The sequence below is a fragment of the Agromyces sp. Root81 genome, assembly GCF_001429165.1.
GTDB lineage: Bacteria > Actinomycetota > Actinomycetes > Actinomycetales > Microbacteriaceae > Agromyces.
In genome coordinates, this window is the sequence record NZ_LMIR01000002.1 from 372776 (window position 1) to 387059 (window position 14284).

Sequence of the window (14284 nt, forward strand, 5' to 3'; positions counted from 1 at the left end):
TAACGGATGCTCGTAAGGCGCGCTCATTAGCGTCGCAGGCGGGTCGGCACCGGCCCACAACCTGCAATCGAACCCCGGAAGGGAATTCACGTGAACTTCAAGCGTCTCGGCGTGCCCGCCGTCATCGCCGTCACCGCGGCGATCGCGCTCAGCTCCTGTGCCTCGAACGAAGGCGGCGCAGCTCCGTCGGAGTCGGCATCGACGCTCTCGGGCAACCTCGTCGGCGCGGGCGCGTCCTCGCAGGATGCGGCCCAGCAGTCGTGGATCGCCGGTTTCCAGACCGCGAACCCCGACGTCACCGTCGACTACGACCCCTCCGGTTCGGGCGCTGGTCGTGAGACCTTCCTCGAGGGCGCCAGCGACTTCGCCGGCTCCGACCGCGCGTTCAAGGACGAGGAGCTCGCCGCAGGCGGCTTCAAGAAGTGCGCCGCCGACTCGAGCATCGTCGAGCTTCCGCTCTACATCTCGCCGATCGCCGTGATCTTCAACGTCGAGGGCGTCGACTCGCTCGATCTCGACGCTGCGACCGTCGCTGGCATCTTCGCCGGCACGATCACCAACTGGAACGACCCGGCGATCGCCGCGACGAACCCCGACGCGACGCTCCCCGACCTCGCCATCACGCCCGTGCACCGCTCGGACGACTCCGGCACCACCGAGAACTTCACCGAGTACCTCGGCGCAGCTGCCGCTGACGTGTGGACCTGGGAAGCCGACGGCGTGTGGCCGTTCGAAGGCGGCGAAGCCGCTCAGGGCACCTCGGGCCTCGTCGACGCAGTGAGCAACGGCAACGGCACCATCGGCTACGCCGACGCGTCGCGCGCCGGTGACCTCGGCACCGTCTCGATCAAGGTCGGCGACGAGTTCGTGCCGTACTCCCCCGAGGCCGCTGCCGCCATCGTCGACGCCTCGCCGTTCGCCGAAGGCCGCGCCGAGGGCGACCTCGCCATCGAGATCGACCGCACCTCGGAAGAGGCCGGCGTCTACCCGATCGTGCTCGTGAGCTACCTCATCGCGTGCGGCCAGTACGAGGACCCGGCGAACGTCGACCTCGTCAAGGGCTACCTGTCCTACATCGCGAGCCCCGAGGGCCAGGAAGTCGCAGCGGCTGACGCCGGTTCGGCTCCGATCTCGGACACGCTCCGCGAGAAGATCACTGCTGCGATCGACTCGATCAAGTAGTAGGTTCGTGCCCGACCCCGATCGTTCGCGACGGGGTCGGGCACGATCGCGTCTCCAGAATCCGACTCAAGAACTCCGAGGATCGCACCAGATGACGTCCGCACCGGCCCCGATCAAGGCGAAGCTCCGCATCGGCGACCTCGTCTTCTCCCGCTCGGCGGTGTTCGCGGGATCGATGATCCTCGTCACCCTGGCAGCGGTGGCCCTCTTCCTCATCGTGCAGAGCATCCCCGCGGTGGTGGCCACCAACGAGGACGCCTCCATCCTCAAGACGAACTTCTGGGACTACGTCGGTCCGCTCGTCTTCGGCACGGTCTGGGCCGCCACGCTCGCCCTCGTCGTCGCCCTGCCGATCTCCATCGGCATCGCCCTCTTCATCTCGCACTACGCACCTCGCCGCCTCGCCTCGGTGCTCGGTTACATCGTCGACCTGCTCGCCGCGGTTCCCTCGGTCGTCTTCGGCCTGTGGGGCATCGGCGTCTTCGCTCCGGCGCTCGTCGACGCCTACGCCTGGCTGAACGAGAACCTCGGCTGGATCCCCCTCTTCAGCGGCACGCCGTCGGCCACCGGCCGCACGATCCTGACGGCGGCCCTCGTGCTCGCCGTCATGGTGCTCCCGATCATGACCGCCATCTGCCGCGAGGTGTTCCTGCAGACGCCGGTGCTGCACGAGGAGGCGGCCCTCGCACTCGGCGCCACTCGCTGGGAGATGATCCGCACCGCGGTGCTGCCCTTCGGCCGCTCAGGCATCATCTCCGCCTCGGTGCTCGGCCTCGGCCGAGCGCTCGGCGAGACGATGGCCGTCGCGATGGTGCTCTCCGCGTCGCCCGTGATCACGTTCCAGCTGTTGACCTCGGTCAACCCGAACACGATCGCGGCGAACATCGCACTCAGCTTCCCCGAGGCGTACGGACTGAACGTCAACGTCCTGATCGCCACCGGCCTCATCCTCTTCGTCGTGACCTTCGCGGTCAACGCCTTCGCGCGCTGGATCGTCAGCCGCCGCAAGGAATTCTCGGGAGCCAACTGATGACCATCCAGACCACTCGGCCCCCCGAGACATCCGCCCCCATCGCCAACTCGCTCACCGCGGGGCGCCTGCCGAAGTCGGCGCCGTGGACGATCCTCGTCGCGGCGATCGCCGTCGCAGCAGCCGTGTTCGGCGTCGTGGCGATCGGTTCGGGTTCCGGCTACAACTGGGGCGGGGCGCTCTTCATCGGCGCACTGCTCTACATTCCCGCGATCTGGCTGTTCTCCATGCTCGTCGAGGGGCGCCGGCGTGCGATGGACCGCCTCGTCACCGCGCTCGTCACCGGTGCGTTCCTGCTGGCGATGATCCCGCTCGTCTCCCTCGCGATCACGGTCGTGAGCCTCGGCGCCGCACGCTTCGACGCCGACTTCTTCACGATGTCGATGCGCAACGTCACCGGCGAGGGCGGCGGTGCGCTGCACGCGATCATCGGCACCCTGCTCATGACGGGCGCCGCGGCGGTCATCTCGATCCCGATCGGACTCATGACCTCGATCTACCTCGTCGAGTACGGACGCGGCAGGCTCGCCCGCGGCGTCACGTTCCTCGTCGATGTCATGACCGGCATCCCGTCGATCGTGGCCGGCCTCTTCGCCTACTCGCTGTTCGCGATCTTCCTCGGCCCCGGCACCCGCACCGGCATCGCCGGCGCCGTCGCCCTGTCGCTCCTCATGATCCCCGTGGTCGTGCGCTCGAGCGAGGAGATGCTCCGCCTCGTGCCCAACGAGCTCCGCGAGGCCGCCTTCGCGCTCGGCGTGCCGAAGTGGCTGACGATCGTCAAGGTCGTGCTGCCCACGTCGATCGCGGGCATCACGACGGGCATCATGCTCTCGATCGCCCGGGTCATCGGCGAGACCGCACCGCTGCTGATCGCGGCAGGGTTCACCGCGAGCGTGAACTACAACCTCTTCGACGGGCGGATGCAGTCGCTACCCGTGTTCGTCTACACGCAGTACGCGAACCAGGGGAACCCGCCGGAGGAGTACATCAACCGTGCCTGGGCCGCCGCGCTCACCCTCATCCTCATCGTCATGGCGCTGAACCTCATCGCGAGGCTCGTCGCCCGATTCTTCGCGCCGAAGTTCGGCCGCTGACCCCCGCAAGCAAAGGAAGCCCGTGTCCAAGCGCATCGAGGTCCGCGACCTCAACGTCTACTACTCGAAGTTCCTCGCCGTCGAGGACGTGAACCTCGCGATCGAGCCCCGCAGCGTCACCGCGTTCATCGGCCCCTCGGGCTGCGGCAAGTCGACCTTCCTCCGCACGCTGAACCGCATGCACGAGGTCATCCCCGGCGCCCGCGTCGAAGGCGAGGTGCTCATCGACGGCAACAACCTCTACGACCCCGACGTGGACCCGGTGCTGGTGCGCCGGCAGGTGGGCATGGTCTTCCAGCGCCCGAACCCGTTCCCGACGATGTCGATCAAGGAGAACGTGCTCGCGGGCGTGAAGCTCAACAACAAGCGCATCTCGAAGTCCGACGCCGACGAGCTCGTCGAGCGGTCGCTGCGCGGCGCGAATCTCTGGAACGAGGTCAAGGACCGTCTCGACCGCCCGGGTTCGGGCCTGTCGGGCGGACAGCAGCAGCGTCTCTGCATCGCGCGGGCGATCGCCGTCTCCCCCGAGGTCATCCTCATGGACGAGCCGTGCTCGGCGCTCGACCCGATCTCGACCCTCGCGATCGAGGACCTCATCGAGGAACTGAAGCTGAAGTACACGATCGTGATCGTGACGCACAACATGCAGCAGGCCTCGCGCGTCAGCGACCGGACCGCGTTCTTCAACATCGCGGGCACGGGCAAGCCCGGCAAGCTCATCGAGTACGACGACACCACGACGATCTTCTCGAACCCGTCGGTGAAGGCGACCGAGGACTACGTCTCCGGCCGCTTCGGATGATCCCGCCCCTGCGCTAGTCGCGGGGCGAGAGCAGGTAGTCGTTGAACGCGCGCGTCTCGGCCGCGTCGTAGGCGACGGATGCCCCGTCGAGTCGGGTCACCCCGACGGCGAGGCGCACGCTCGACACGAGCCAGATCGCGTCGGCCGTGCCGAGTTCGGCGGTCGGGATGTCGCGGTACCCCGTCGTCCGACCGGTCGCGGCGAGGTGCTCGAAGAGGCTCTGCTGCGTCGTGCCATGCAGGATCGCGCCCGACGGAGCGGGCGTCGAGTACGCCTCGCCGTGCCGGAGGATGACGCTCGACGTCGGCCCCTCCATGACGTAGCCGTCGGAGGAGACGAAGATCGTGTCGTCGGCGCCGCGTCGGTGCGCCTCGCGCAGCGCCGCCATGTTCGTGGCGTAGCTCAGGGTCTTCGCACCGAGCAGCAGCCACGGGGCGCGTTCGGCGGCGTCGTGCGCGTAGCCGCGGTCAAGCGTGACCGCGGTCACGCCGCGCTCCCGCACCGCGCTGAAGTCGGTGGCGCGCACGGCATGCAGCCAGGCGGTGGGCGTCGGCCCGTGTTCGATGCCGCGGCTCAGCACGAGCTTGAGCGCCCACTGACCCTCGTCGGGCAGTGCGGCGACGGCCCGATCGATCGCCGTGCGCCACTGCGCCAGGTTCGGTTCGGGCAGCTCGCAGATGAGCGCCGAGTTGCGCAACCGCTCGAGGTGGGGGCCAGTCTCCTGCGCGTGGCCGTCGATCACGGCGAGCGTCTCGAAGACCCCGTCGCCGCGCTGCGTCGACAGCTCGCCGACACGGAGTGCCGGGGCCTCGGCGTCAACCTCGCGCAGCGTCGTCGCGAGGTCGAGGTCGCGTGCGTCGGCGGGAACGGGTTCGATGAGGAGCGTCACGGTCTCGGGCATGCTCCGATGCTACGCGGACGCCGCGGGCTCTCGCGGCGCCGGAGCATCCGCTCGCCCGCGTCGGCGATCAGTGCGCACGGCGCTCGAGACATGGAAGAGGCCGGCCGCAGAACGCCTCTCGGCGCGAGGCCGCTCGGAGCGGCGAATATTGGAGCCCGGGGTTACTGCGGCCGGCCACGTCAATTCTAAACGACGTCGGGAGGGTGTTCATTCCCACCCGCCCGTGCGGGCGCGTCAGTCGAGCGCGTCGCGTCAGTCGAGCGCGTCGCGTCAGTCGAGCGCGTCGCGTCGCCAGAGTCGCGCGCAGGAGGCCAGCTCCTCGGCGAGCTCCGTGAGACGGTAGGCCCTCGTGGTGAGCTTCGCCGAGCGGTCGGGATGCACGGAGTCCGTCTCGTCGGCGTCATCGGCGAGGCTCGCCGAGCCGGCCGCCGCGACTCGCGCGAACGCTGCGGCGCGCTCGAGGGCGACGGCGAAGTCACCGGTGAACAGTCCGTGCAGGATGCGGTCGGCGAGTTCGACCACCTCGTCGGGGCCGGCGGGGACGGCGGCGCCCGCGACCACCTGGTCGATCGTGTGGGAGACTTCGGAGCCGCGCTGGAACGCGAGGCTCATGCTGCGCGGGTCCTGGCGGATGAGCGCACGAAGCAGGTAGACGCGCCAGAGCGCACCCGGCAGGCTCTTCGCGGAGGCGCGCGACCAGAGTTCGGCGATCGCGTCGATGCCGTGCTCGTCGGTGTAGGAGACGAGGCGCGCGACGACCTCGGGATCGGGGTCGGACTGCACACGCGAGAGCAACGCGGCAGCGGTGTCGTGGGCGACCCTGCTCAGGTGCGCCGGATCCTCCGCACCTTGGAAGGCCTCGAACATGCCGGGCGGGAACTTGGTGGGACGAGAGAATTCGGAAGCCATCGCCGCACACCTTACCCGTCTTCGCCGGGAGCCTCGGCCGAGTCTTCGCCTGGGCGGCCGACCTCGCGCGCGATCGCTACCGCGCGCCGGCGATCCCGTTCTCGAACGCCCAGATGACGACGTGCACGCGGTCGGCGAGGTCGAGCTTGGCGAGGATCGCCCGGACGTGCGTCTTCACGGTGTTGCCGGTCAGGTAGAGGCGTTCGGCGACCTGTTCGTTCGACGCACCGGTCACGAGCAGCATGAGCACCTCGCGCTCGCGCGGCGTCAGGGCGGCGAGCAGCGCGTCGGGGTCGGCGGGCGCCGGGCCGCGTGCCACGAATTCGACGAGGCTCGCGGTGGCACGCGGCGCGAGCACGGCGTCGCCGATGTGGACGGCACGGATCGCCGCGGCGATCTCGTCGCTCGACGCATCCTTCGTGAGGAAACCGCTCGCTCCGGCGCGGATCGCCGCGAACACGTACTCGTCCAGGTCGTAGGTGGTGAGGATGAGCGCCCGCGTCGCGGGATGCTCGGCCACGAGTCGGCGGGTGGCCTCGATGCCGTCGAGGCGGGGCATCCGGATGTCCATCAGCACGACTTCGAGCCGGTGGGCGCGTGCAAGCTCGAGGAGCTCGCCGCCGTCGGACGCTGTCCCGACGAGCTCGAAGTCGGCATGCGCCTCCACCATGACGGCGACGGCAGAGCGGATCAGCTCCTGGTCGTCGGCGATGGCGACGCGGACGCGAGCGGATGCCACGGGGTCGAGGCCGGTCATCGAGGCGTCTCCGCAGGCGGCAGCGGCAGGGAGAGCCGAGTGCGCCACCCGCCTCCCGTGAGCGGACCGTTCTCGAGGTCGCCCCCGAGCTGCCGCGCCCGTTCCCGCATGCCGCGGATGCCGCGGCCGTCAGGTCCTCCGGTCGAGGCGAGGCCCGCCCCGCCGTCGTCTTCGATGGTCACCTCGACCACGTCGCCTCCCCATTCGAGTCGTACGACGCTGCTCGTCGGCGGATCCGTGTGCTTCAGCGTGTTCGTGAGCGACTCCTGCACGATGCGGTACGCCGTGAGCCCGAGGCCCGGGCTGACTTCTCGAGCGACCCCGAGCTCTTCGAACGTCACCGCGCGACCGGGGGCGGAGGCGCGACCGACGAGGTCCGGCAGCTCGGTCAGACCCGGACTCGGCTCCATCGGGGCGGCATCGTGTCGGCCGTCGCCGGCCGGCGCGGCCAGCACGGAGACGAGCCCGCGCATGTCCGACATCGCGCTCCGGCCGGTCGTCACGACATGCTCGATCGCAGCGCGGGCCCGCTCGTCGTCGCGCCCGAGCAGCAGACGGGACGCCTCCGCCTGGGCGACCATGACGGCGAGCGAGTGCGACACGACGTCGTGCAGGTCGCGACCGAGGCGTCGGCGTTCCTCGGCCGAGGCTTCGCGCTCCCGTTGCATCCGGAGTGCGGCGGCCTGCTCGCGAGCGAGTTCCCGGGCGGCGCGGGTGCGACGGAGTTCGAGCCGGGAGCGACCGAGCGCCCATGCCGCCCCGATCGACGCAACGAGGAACCCCGCGAGCGTGACGATCGCGCCCGGCTCGGAGCCGATCGCCTCGGCCGCGTCATTCGCGATCGCCACCGCCGTCATCATCGCGGCGCCCGCGAGCCCCAACGCGATCGCAGCGGCGTCGGCGAATCGCTCTCCGCTCGCCGCCGCCGTGAAGACGAAGACGAGGTAGACGAGGCTGCTGGGCAGCAGCACTGCGACGGTGGGGCTGCCGGGCAGGCTCGCTGCGGTGAGTGCCAGCATGATCGCCGAGGCGATCACGAGCCCGCCGATCGGCGAACGCCGACGCAGGATCATGGCCGTGTGCAGCAGCACGAACAAGCCGATGACGACGGCCGCCCAGCTGGCGTTCGGGGGTGTCGCACCGAGCACTTCGACGATCGTGAGCGGCAGCAGCGCCGCGGCCGCGGCGAGCGCGGCGACCAGATCCGCAGACGAAGGGTTCCGCGACGATCGGGCTGTGGCGTCTGAACGGGACGGAGCATCCATATCGACGCTCACGCTACCCGGCGCCCTCCGACGTTCGCCTCACCCGTCGGGGTGAGGCGCGCGATCCGTCGCGCTGGCACGCTGACCGTGGCCGCATCGGGCGGCCGCACGCCGAACCAGAGGAGCCACACGTGACCAGCACCGAACCGGCCGCCCGCGCCGTTCCGAGTCGACCGGGCGCGCCCCGCCGCCGAACCCCGGAACGCCTCCGACCGCTCGCCCTCACTGCGCTCGTCGCCTCCGCGGTCGTCACCGGACTCTCGATCGCCTGGCTCGCCGTTCCGGCGATCAGCCCGTTCGCCCACCCCGTCACGCCGAGCCTCGCGACCATGCTGCTCGAGCCGACGGCCGCGGCGCTGCTCTCACTCGGCACCGGCGCGGCGGGTGTCGTCCTGGGTGCCGTCCTCGCACGCAGACGCGCATCACGTCCTCAGTCGACCGCCGCGGGCATCGCCGCAGCGGCGCTCGCGCTCGCGCTCGCCTTCACGTTCGGCAGCATGTCGGGCATCGCCATCACCGGCTATCTCTTCGGGGCCGCCGCGGTGGTCGGCGGCCTCGTCGCGATCGCGGTCGCGCTCGTACGCGCACCCCGACTCGGCGCGGCGCTGCTGGCCGGGTTGCTCGTGCTGATGGCGGCATCCGTCTGGTGGGCCGGACTGACGCTCGATGGGCTCACGGGATTCGCGGTCGGAGTCGTCGGCGCTCTCGCCGCCGGTCTCCCCGAGTTCGCGGTCGTCGGCCTCGGGCTGATCTCCGCTCTGGTCTGGGCGGCGACGGCGATCGTGGCCCTCCGCTCCGCCGGTTCGGGTCGCCTGGCATCGTGGCTCGTCCGCCACCGCACGACGATCACGATCCTCGCCGCCCTCGGGCCGCTCCCCTACGCACTTGCCCGAGCGACCTGGTTGACCCCGTGGCCGCTCTTCGGCCCGAGCAGCACGCAGCTCGAACCGGCGACACTCGCGACCGGCCTCGTGATCGGTGCCGGCGGAGCCGCCGCCAGCCTCCTCACGCTCGGGCTCATCCTGCCGTGGGGTCGTGTCTTCCCGAGCTGGATTCCCCGCATCGGCGGACGACCGGTTCCGGTCGGCCTGGCCGCCGTGCCCGGCTTCATCGCGTCGGGCATCCTCTGCATCGCCGCCGTGCCCATGCTGCTGACCACCGTCGGCCCGGCTGATGCGCCTGCCGACGCTCTGCTCGTGAATCTCGTGCTGCCCTTCTGGTACTGGGGCCCGATGCTCGGACTCGCCGTGGGCGCGTACGTGGAGTGGCGTGCTCGAGATCGGAAGCCGTGAGCAGACGGGGTGCCCCCTGTTCTGGGTGGAGCCGCTCCCTCGACGCCCGCGGAACCGAGGAATACTCTGACATCGGCTGCCGGAGACGGCACCCACCGGGGGAACGCCGTCCGGCATGCCTCGGATCACTCCATCCCGAGGAGATCGTTCATGCACACGCGTATTCCACTCATCGGCGTCGCGATGGCCGCAGCTGTCGCGCTCGCCGTGGCGACACCGGCGATCGCCGCGCAACCCAGCGGCACTCCCTCCACACGGGCAGACGGACTCGTCAGCCCACTCGGCCTCGCGGTCGACGCTTCCGGCCAGGCTTACGTCTCGCAGAATTTCATCGGCGTGCTCTCGCTCGTCGACAAGAAGGGCCAGGCGACGCAGCTCGTGGCCACCCAGGGCGACGAGGTCAGCGCACCAGCCGTCGACGGCAGCACGGTGTACTACGTGACGACGAACGGCGATCACACGAGTGCGTGGCTGATGTCGATGTCCAACGGGGTCGAGACCCCCGTCGCCGACCTCGCCGCGTACGAGGCGACCGAGAACCCCGATGCGGTCAACACCTACGGGTTCAGCGACCTGAGCGCGGAGTGCGAGGCCGAGTTCGTGCCGTTCCCGCCGTTCCCGCCGCTCGGTATGCCGAACTACACCGGCATCATCGACACGCACGCGTACGGCGCAACCGTCGTCGACGGCGAGGTCTACATCGCCGATGCCGGCGCGAACGCCGTGCTGAAGGTGGACGCCGAGGGCGTCGTCTCGACCGTCGCGGTGCTGCCTCCCGCGGCACCGGTGACCGTGACCGCTGAGAACATCGGCGAGGCTCCGTGGCCGGCTTGCGTCTACGGGCACGAGTACCGTGCCGAACCCGTGCCGACCGACGTCGAACTCGGACCCGACGGGCTGCTCTACGTGACGAGCCTGCCCGGCGGCTCGGAGGATCCGACCCTCGGCCCGCGCGGCGTCGTGTACTCGGTCGACCCCGGCACCGGCGAGATGGATCTCGCTGCGACTGGCTTCGGCGGTGCCACCGGCATCGCCGTCTCACCGAACGGCACCCTCTACGTCGCCGAGCTCTTCGGCGGCCCGATGGGCGCCGGACAGGTGGCGGTCGTGGCGCCGGGTGCGAGTTCGGCGACCTCCGTCATCGAGGTCGCGATGCCCTCGGCCGTCTCGGTTCGTGCCGAGATGCTCTACGTGACGACGGACTCGCTGGGTGACGCCAAGCTGACCGTCGTTCCGTTGAAGGGCACGGCGCACGCCAAGAAGTGATCGCACGACGGCGGATGGGTCGCGCTCGAGCGCGACCCATCCGTCGTTCCGGCGCGAATCGCCGCGGGTCAGTCGTCGCCGGCCGCCCTCCGTCGGAAACGGCCTGTTAGGCTGTCTTCGCCCCCATAGCTCAGTTGGTTAGAGCAACGGACTTCAACAAAAAATAGGAGCGCCAGCGTCGAAATACGCTGGATGACCGCCGCTATATGCTGGAACACCCTGAGAGCCCGAGGTACTCGCCCGAAACGGCAGTGACAATCCGAGGGATTGGGCAATCAGCAGGTAACCGCAAGGGAACCTCAGAGACTACACGCGGCGCACCTGACCGGCTCGGCCGAAGGTGAAGATATAGTCCAGACTGCAAGCCGGTGACGGTGGCTAGGGAGACCTAGTGCAGCAGGTTAATCCGTGGGTCGAGAGTTCGAGCCTCTCTGGGGGCACCGATCGGTGCGAGGGCATCGCCGCATGACGCCGCGCTCTCGACGCCGAGGTGCGAAGACACGGAGAGCGCACGCCGCAACGCGGCCCGATCCCGGGCACCGCCTCGGCGGGCGCTCGAACTACTCGGTCTGGTCGACGAGGGGAGCATCGGGCGCATTCGTGCGCACCGACTCGATGCCGTTCTTCGCGGCCGCCTTCGTCGTATAGGCCTCGGATGCCGCGATCGTCTGACCGTTGCCGGCCTTCAGCCGGAACCTGAACTGCCCGCTCGCATCCTCGTAGAGCTCGAACGTTCCCGCCATGGCGGCTCCTCCCCAGGTGTCCCCTTGTGCCCGCGTCTTCGTGGCCACGATCTCAAGCTAGCCCTGCATCAGCCCCGACGCCAGAGGAAGGCGGGAGTTGCCCGGGAATGTTTCCCGCCGCGACATCCGCTCGCATCGACGCGAACGGATGCCGCAGCGCCGCGTCAGCCGACGATCGAGCGCAGCCCGGCCATCAGCGCGACCCGCTCGGCGGAGTTGCGGGCGAGCGGGGTGACGGCGAGGGTGGTGACGCCGGCCTCCGCGAAGGCCGCGACCCGCTCGGCGACGTGACCGGCCGGCCCGATGAGCGACACCGCCCGCACGAGTTCGTCGGGCACCGCGGCGATCGCCTCGTCCTTGCGGCCTTCGAGGTAGAGGTCTTGGATGTGCGCCGCCTCGGCCTCGAAGCCGTAGTTCGAGATGAGCTCGTTGTAGAAGTTCTTGCCGCGGGCGCCCATGCCGCCGATGTAGAGCGCGAGCTGCGGCTTCACGAGCGTCAGCACCTGCTCGGGGTGGTCGGTGATCGCGAGCGCCGGGCTCGCGAAGATGTCGAGCGGCGCGAGCTCGGGTGCGCGCCGGGCGATGCCTGCGGCGAGCGCGTCGCCCCACACGCCTGCGGCTCGCTCGGGGTGGAAGAACATCGGCAGCCAGCCGTCGGCGATCTCGGCGGTCTGCTCGACCGACTTGAGGCCGAGCGAGGCGATCGTGATCGGGATGCGCTCGCGCACCGGGTGGTTGATGAGCTTCAGCGGCTTGCCGAGCCCCGTGCCCTGTCCTGCGGGCAGCGGGATCTGATAGCGGCGCCCCTCGTGCACGACCGGCTCCCGGCGCCAGACCATGCGGCAGATGTCGACGAGCTCGCGGGTGCGGCCGAGCGGTGCGTCGTACGGCACCCCGTGGAAGCCCTCGATGACCTGCGGGCCCGATGCCCCGATGCCGAGCTCGAACCGGCCGTCCGAGACGTAGTCGAGGCCCGCGGCGGTCATGGCGGTGAGCGTGGGCGTGCGCGTATAGAGCTGCAGGATGCCGGAGGCCAGCGTGATGGTCGACGTGCGGGCGGCGAGGAAGCCCAGCTGGCTCACCGCGTCGAAGGAGTACGCCTCGGGGACCGCGATGAGGTCGACCCCCGCGCGTTCGAGTTCGACGACCTCGTCGGCGACCTCTCGGAATCCGCCCGCGTAATTCAGGAACATGCCGACGCGCATCCGTCACTCCTCTTCGTGTGCTGGGCCCGGCCGATCGGCCGCGGGCATTCAGACCCTAACCGAGGTGCGGCGAGGCTGCGGCATCCGTTGTCGCAGGTCGACTACGCGGGCGCGACGACGATCCGATCGGTCGTGGGATGCGGCGAACCGCCTGCCGGCTCGATGGCACGGACCGTGGCGGCCGTTCCCGCGCCCGTCGACCGTCTGCGCGCCTTCAGCACTCTCGAAGACGGATGCCTCAGGCTGGAGTCCCCCGGCCTCGAAGGGAGCCCCGTGGTCTGGAGCATCCTGCTCGACATCGCCCTCGTGCTCGTCTTCATCGGCGCGATCGTGAACGGCTGGCGCGCCGGGCTCCTGCACACGGCTGCCGGGCTCGTCGGCCTCGTCGCCGCCGGCGTCGCCGCGTACTTCGTGATGCCCTGGGTCGCCGGCATCGTGCCGTGGCCCGAGTGGCGGGCGCCCGCGGCGATCGCGACCGCGATCGCTCTGCTCTGCCTCGGCGCCTGGCTCGGCGCGGTCATCGGTCGGGCTCTCCGGCGCGGCGTACGGGCGGTCAAGCTCGGCGTACTCGACCGCATCCTCGGCGCCCTCGGCAACCTGCTCGTGACGGCGTTCGTCGTCGCCCTCGTCGCCTCGGGCGTCTCGGCGATGGGCGTGCCCGTGGTCTCCCCCGCCATCGCCGGCTCGCGCGTGCTGCAGGGTCTCGACGCCGTCACCCCTGCGCCGGCTCGCACACTGCTCGCCGAGATCCGCACCGCCGCGCTCGGCGAGGGGTTGCCCTGGCTCGTCGGCGTGCTCGACGGGCCGACCGAGTCCCCCGCGCTGCCCACGTTCGACGTCGACGATGTCGAGCTCGCGCGCGCCGCGGCATCCGTCGTTCGGGTCACCGGCAGCGCCTTCCAGTGCGGCTCGACGCTCTCGGGAAGCGGCTTCGTCGTCGCTCCCGACCGCATCGTCACCAACGCCCACGTCGTCGCCGGCGTCACCGAGCCCATCGTGGAGGCGCCGGGTCAGCCGGCGGCGCCGGGCCGCGTCGTCGCCTACGACGAGACGAACGACCTCGCACTCATCGCGGTCGACGACCTCGCGACGCCGCCGCTCGACCTGGCGACGCCGGCGCTCGGGCAGGAGGTCGCCGTGGCCGGCTACCCGTTCGGCGGCCCGTTCGAGCTGCGCCCCGCGAACGTCATGGCGAGCGGGCCGCTCACGATCCAGACGGGCGGGCGCACCTCGACCCGCGAGATCGTGACGCTCGCGGCGGACGTCGACCACGGCAACTCCGGCGGACCCGTCCTCACGGGTGATGGCGAGGTCGCCGGGGTCGTCTTCGCGAAGTCGGAGACGGTCGACAACGTCGGCTTCGCGATCCCGATCTCGACGCTGGCGCCGCTCGCGAGTTCCGCGCCAAGCCTCGACGCCGCCGTCGGCTCGGGGTCCTGCGTCTTCGGCTGAGCTCACAGCGTCGACTGCCACGCAGCTCTCTCTACTGGGTCTGCTTCACCGACCGCAGGCTCGCTGTGGCCGGAACGAGCGCAACCGCGACGAGAACGCCGGCACCGAACCAGAGCCACGAATTGGGCTGGCCGAACGCTGCTCCGATCCCGCCCCCGAGGAAGCCGAGCATCAGGCTCGTGAGAAGGATCCACTGCTTGACGGGTCGACGAAAGAACATGCGAACAGTCTGATCGAAACGTGACGGCAGCGCCAGCTCCCCAATCCCGATGATCGCCCTCGGGAGTTCRGCGCTGCTACTCCGCCGCGAAGCCCTCGAAGCGGATGATCGCCCTCAGGAGCTCAGCTCTGCTACTCCGCCGCGAAGCCCTCGAAGCGGATGATCG

Annotated in this window: 14 protein-coding genes; 7 read left to right on the top strand and 7 right to left on the bottom strand. The window is 70.2% G+C overall.

The window, feature by feature from the left end; genetic code table 11:
- Positions 1–90: 90 nt before the first annotated feature.
- The 4 genes from ASE14_RS06695 (at position 91) to pstB (ending at position 4108) form a co-directional block, all read left to right on the top strand.
- Positions 91–1182: a phosphate ABC transporter substrate-binding protein PstS gene (locus ASE14_RS06695; RefSeq protein ID WP_056652612.1), complete on the top strand. Its 1092-nt coding sequence runs from the start codon at positions 91–93 to the stop codon at positions 1180–1182.
- Between the two features lie 91 nt (positions 1183–1273).
- Positions 1274–2212, top strand: a complete 939-nt coding sequence (gene pstC, locus ASE14_RS06700) for a phosphate ABC transporter permease subunit PstC (protein ID WP_056652615.1) — start codon at positions 1274–1276, stop codon at positions 2210–2212.
- Positions 2212–3306 (top strand): phosphate ABC transporter permease PstA, encoded by a 1095-nt coding sequence (gene pstA, locus ASE14_RS06705; protein WP_056652618.1) that lies wholly within the window; start codon positions 2212–2214, stop codon positions 3304–3306. The genes pstC and pstA overlap by 1 nt, the downstream gene beginning before the upstream one ends.
- A 22-nt stretch (positions 3307–3328) precedes the next feature.
- A complete protein-coding gene (pstB, locus tag ASE14_RS06710; RefSeq protein ID WP_056652621.1) occupies positions 3329–4108 on the top strand; it encodes a phosphate ABC transporter ATP-binding protein PstB in 780 nt (259 codons plus the stop codon).
- Between the two features lie 13 nt (positions 4109–4121).
- On the opposite strand, the gene ASE14_RS06715 is transcribed toward pstB, so the two are convergent.
- The 4 genes from ASE14_RS06715 to ASE14_RS06730 all read right to left on the bottom strand — a co-directional run bounded on the left by ASE14_RS06715 (position 4122) and on the right by ASE14_RS06730 (position 7940).
- Complete coding sequence (locus ASE14_RS06715) at positions 4122–5009, bottom strand: aminodeoxychorismate lyase (protein WP_056652624.1); 888 nt, start codon at positions 5007–5009, stop codon at positions 4122–4124.
- 270 nt (positions 5010–5279) lie between these two features.
- Positions 5280–5918 carry a hypothetical protein gene (locus ASE14_RS06720; protein ID WP_056652627.1) on the bottom strand — a complete coding sequence of 213 codons (639 nt, stop codon included), beginning with the start codon at positions 5916–5918 and terminating at the stop codon, positions 5280–5282.
- A 76-nt stretch (positions 5919–5994) separates the two neighbouring features.
- Positions 5995–6675, bottom strand: coding sequence for a response regulator transcription factor (locus ASE14_RS06725; RefSeq protein ID WP_056655935.1), 681 nt, complete (start codon positions 6673–6675; stop codon positions 5995–5997).
- Entirely contained in the window at positions 6672–7940 is a 1269-nt protein-coding gene (locus ASE14_RS06730; RefSeq protein ID WP_056652630.1) for a sensor histidine kinase, read from the bottom strand. The genes ASE14_RS06725 and ASE14_RS06730 overlap by 4 nt, the downstream gene beginning before the upstream one ends.
- A gap of 131 nt (positions 7941–8071) precedes the next feature.
- Here ASE14_RS06730 and ASE14_RS06735 point away from each other — a divergent pair, with 131 nt between their 5' ends.
- Together ASE14_RS06735 and ASE14_RS06740 are read left to right on the top strand one after the other, a co-directional pair.
- Complete coding sequence (locus ASE14_RS06735; RefSeq protein WP_056652632.1) at positions 8072–9232, top strand: hypothetical protein; 1161 nt, start codon at positions 8072–8074, stop codon at positions 9230–9232.
- A gap of 150 nt (positions 9233–9382) precedes the next feature.
- Positions 9383–10498, top strand: coding sequence for a ScyD/ScyE family protein (locus ASE14_RS06740; protein WP_056652633.1), 1116 nt, complete (start codon positions 9383–9385; stop codon positions 10496–10498).
- A gap of 560 nt (positions 10499–11058) precedes the next feature.
- Here the strand turns inward: ASE14_RS06740 and ASE14_RS06745 are convergent.
- Both ASE14_RS06745 and ASE14_RS06750 read right to left on the bottom strand, forming a co-directional pair.
- On the bottom strand, positions 11059–11241 hold the full coding sequence (locus tag ASE14_RS06745) for a YegP family protein (RefSeq protein WP_056652643.1): 183 nt from the start codon (positions 11239–11241) through the stop codon (positions 11059–11061).
- A gap of 164 nt (positions 11242–11405) precedes the next feature.
- A complete protein-coding gene (locus ASE14_RS06750) occupies positions 11406–12446 on the bottom strand; it encodes an LLM class F420-dependent oxidoreductase (protein ID WP_056652646.1) in 1041 nt (346 codons plus the stop codon).
- A gap of 162 nt (positions 12447–12608) precedes the next feature.
- Here ASE14_RS06750 and ASE14_RS06755 point away from each other — a divergent pair, with 162 nt between their 5' ends.
- Positions 12609–13898, top strand: a complete 1290-nt coding sequence (locus ASE14_RS06755) for a MarP family serine protease (protein ID WP_157372856.1) — start codon at positions 12609–12611, stop codon at positions 13896–13898.
- A 31-nt stretch (positions 13899–13929) separates the two neighbouring features.
- Here the strand turns inward: ASE14_RS06755 and ASE14_RS06760 are convergent, their stop codons facing one another.
- A complete protein-coding gene (locus tag ASE14_RS06760) occupies positions 13930–14118 on the bottom strand; it encodes a hypothetical protein (RefSeq protein WP_056652654.1) in 189 nt (62 codons plus the stop codon).
- Positions 14119–14284: the final 166 nt, after the last annotated feature.

What these genes read in the sequence shown, in the direction of transcription:
- ASE14_RS06730 (WP_056652630.1), bottom strand. Translation starts at nt 7,940, where the DNA reads ATGGATGCTCCGTCCCGTTCAGACGCCACAGCCCGATCGTCGCGGAAC.
- ASE14_RS06745 (WP_056652643.1), bottom strand. Translation starts at nt 11,241, where the DNA reads ATGGCGGGAACGTTCGAGCTCTACGAGGATGCGAGCGGGCAGTTCAGG.
- ASE14_RS06720 (WP_056652627.1), bottom strand. Translation starts at nt 5,918, where the DNA reads ATGGCTTCCGAATTCTCTCGTCCCACCAAGTTCCCGCCCGGCATGTTC.
- ASE14_RS06740 (WP_056652633.1), top strand. Translation starts at nt 9,383, where the DNA reads ATGCACACGCGTATTCCACTCATCGGCGTCGCGATGGCCGCAGCTGTC.
- ASE14_RS06715 (WP_056652624.1), bottom strand. Translation starts at nt 5,009, where the DNA reads ATGCCCGAGACCGTGACGCTCCTCATCGAACCCGTTCCCGCCGACGCA.
- ASE14_RS06755 (WP_157372856.1), top strand. Translation starts at nt 12,609, where the DNA reads ATGGCACGGACCGTGGCGGCCGTTCCCGCGCCCGTCGACCGTCTGCGC.
- ASE14_RS06760 (WP_056652654.1), bottom strand. Translation starts at nt 14,118, where the DNA reads ATGTTCTTTCGTCGACCCGTCAAGCAGTGGATCCTTCTCACGAGCCTG.
- ASE14_RS06725 (WP_056655935.1), bottom strand. Translation starts at nt 6,675, where the DNA reads ATGACCGGCCTCGACCCCGTGGCATCCGCTCGCGTCCGCGTCGCCATC.
- ASE14_RS06750 (WP_056652646.1), bottom strand. Translation starts at nt 12,446, where the DNA reads ATGCGCGTCGGCATGTTCCTGAATTACGCGGGCGGATTCCGAGAGGTC.
- pstA (WP_056652618.1), top strand. Translation starts at nt 2,212, where the DNA reads ATGACCATCCAGACCACTCGGCCCCCCGAGACATCCGCCCCCATCGCC.
- pstC (WP_056652615.1), top strand. Translation starts at nt 1,274, where the DNA reads ATGACGTCCGCACCGGCCCCGATCAAGGCGAAGCTCCGCATCGGCGAC.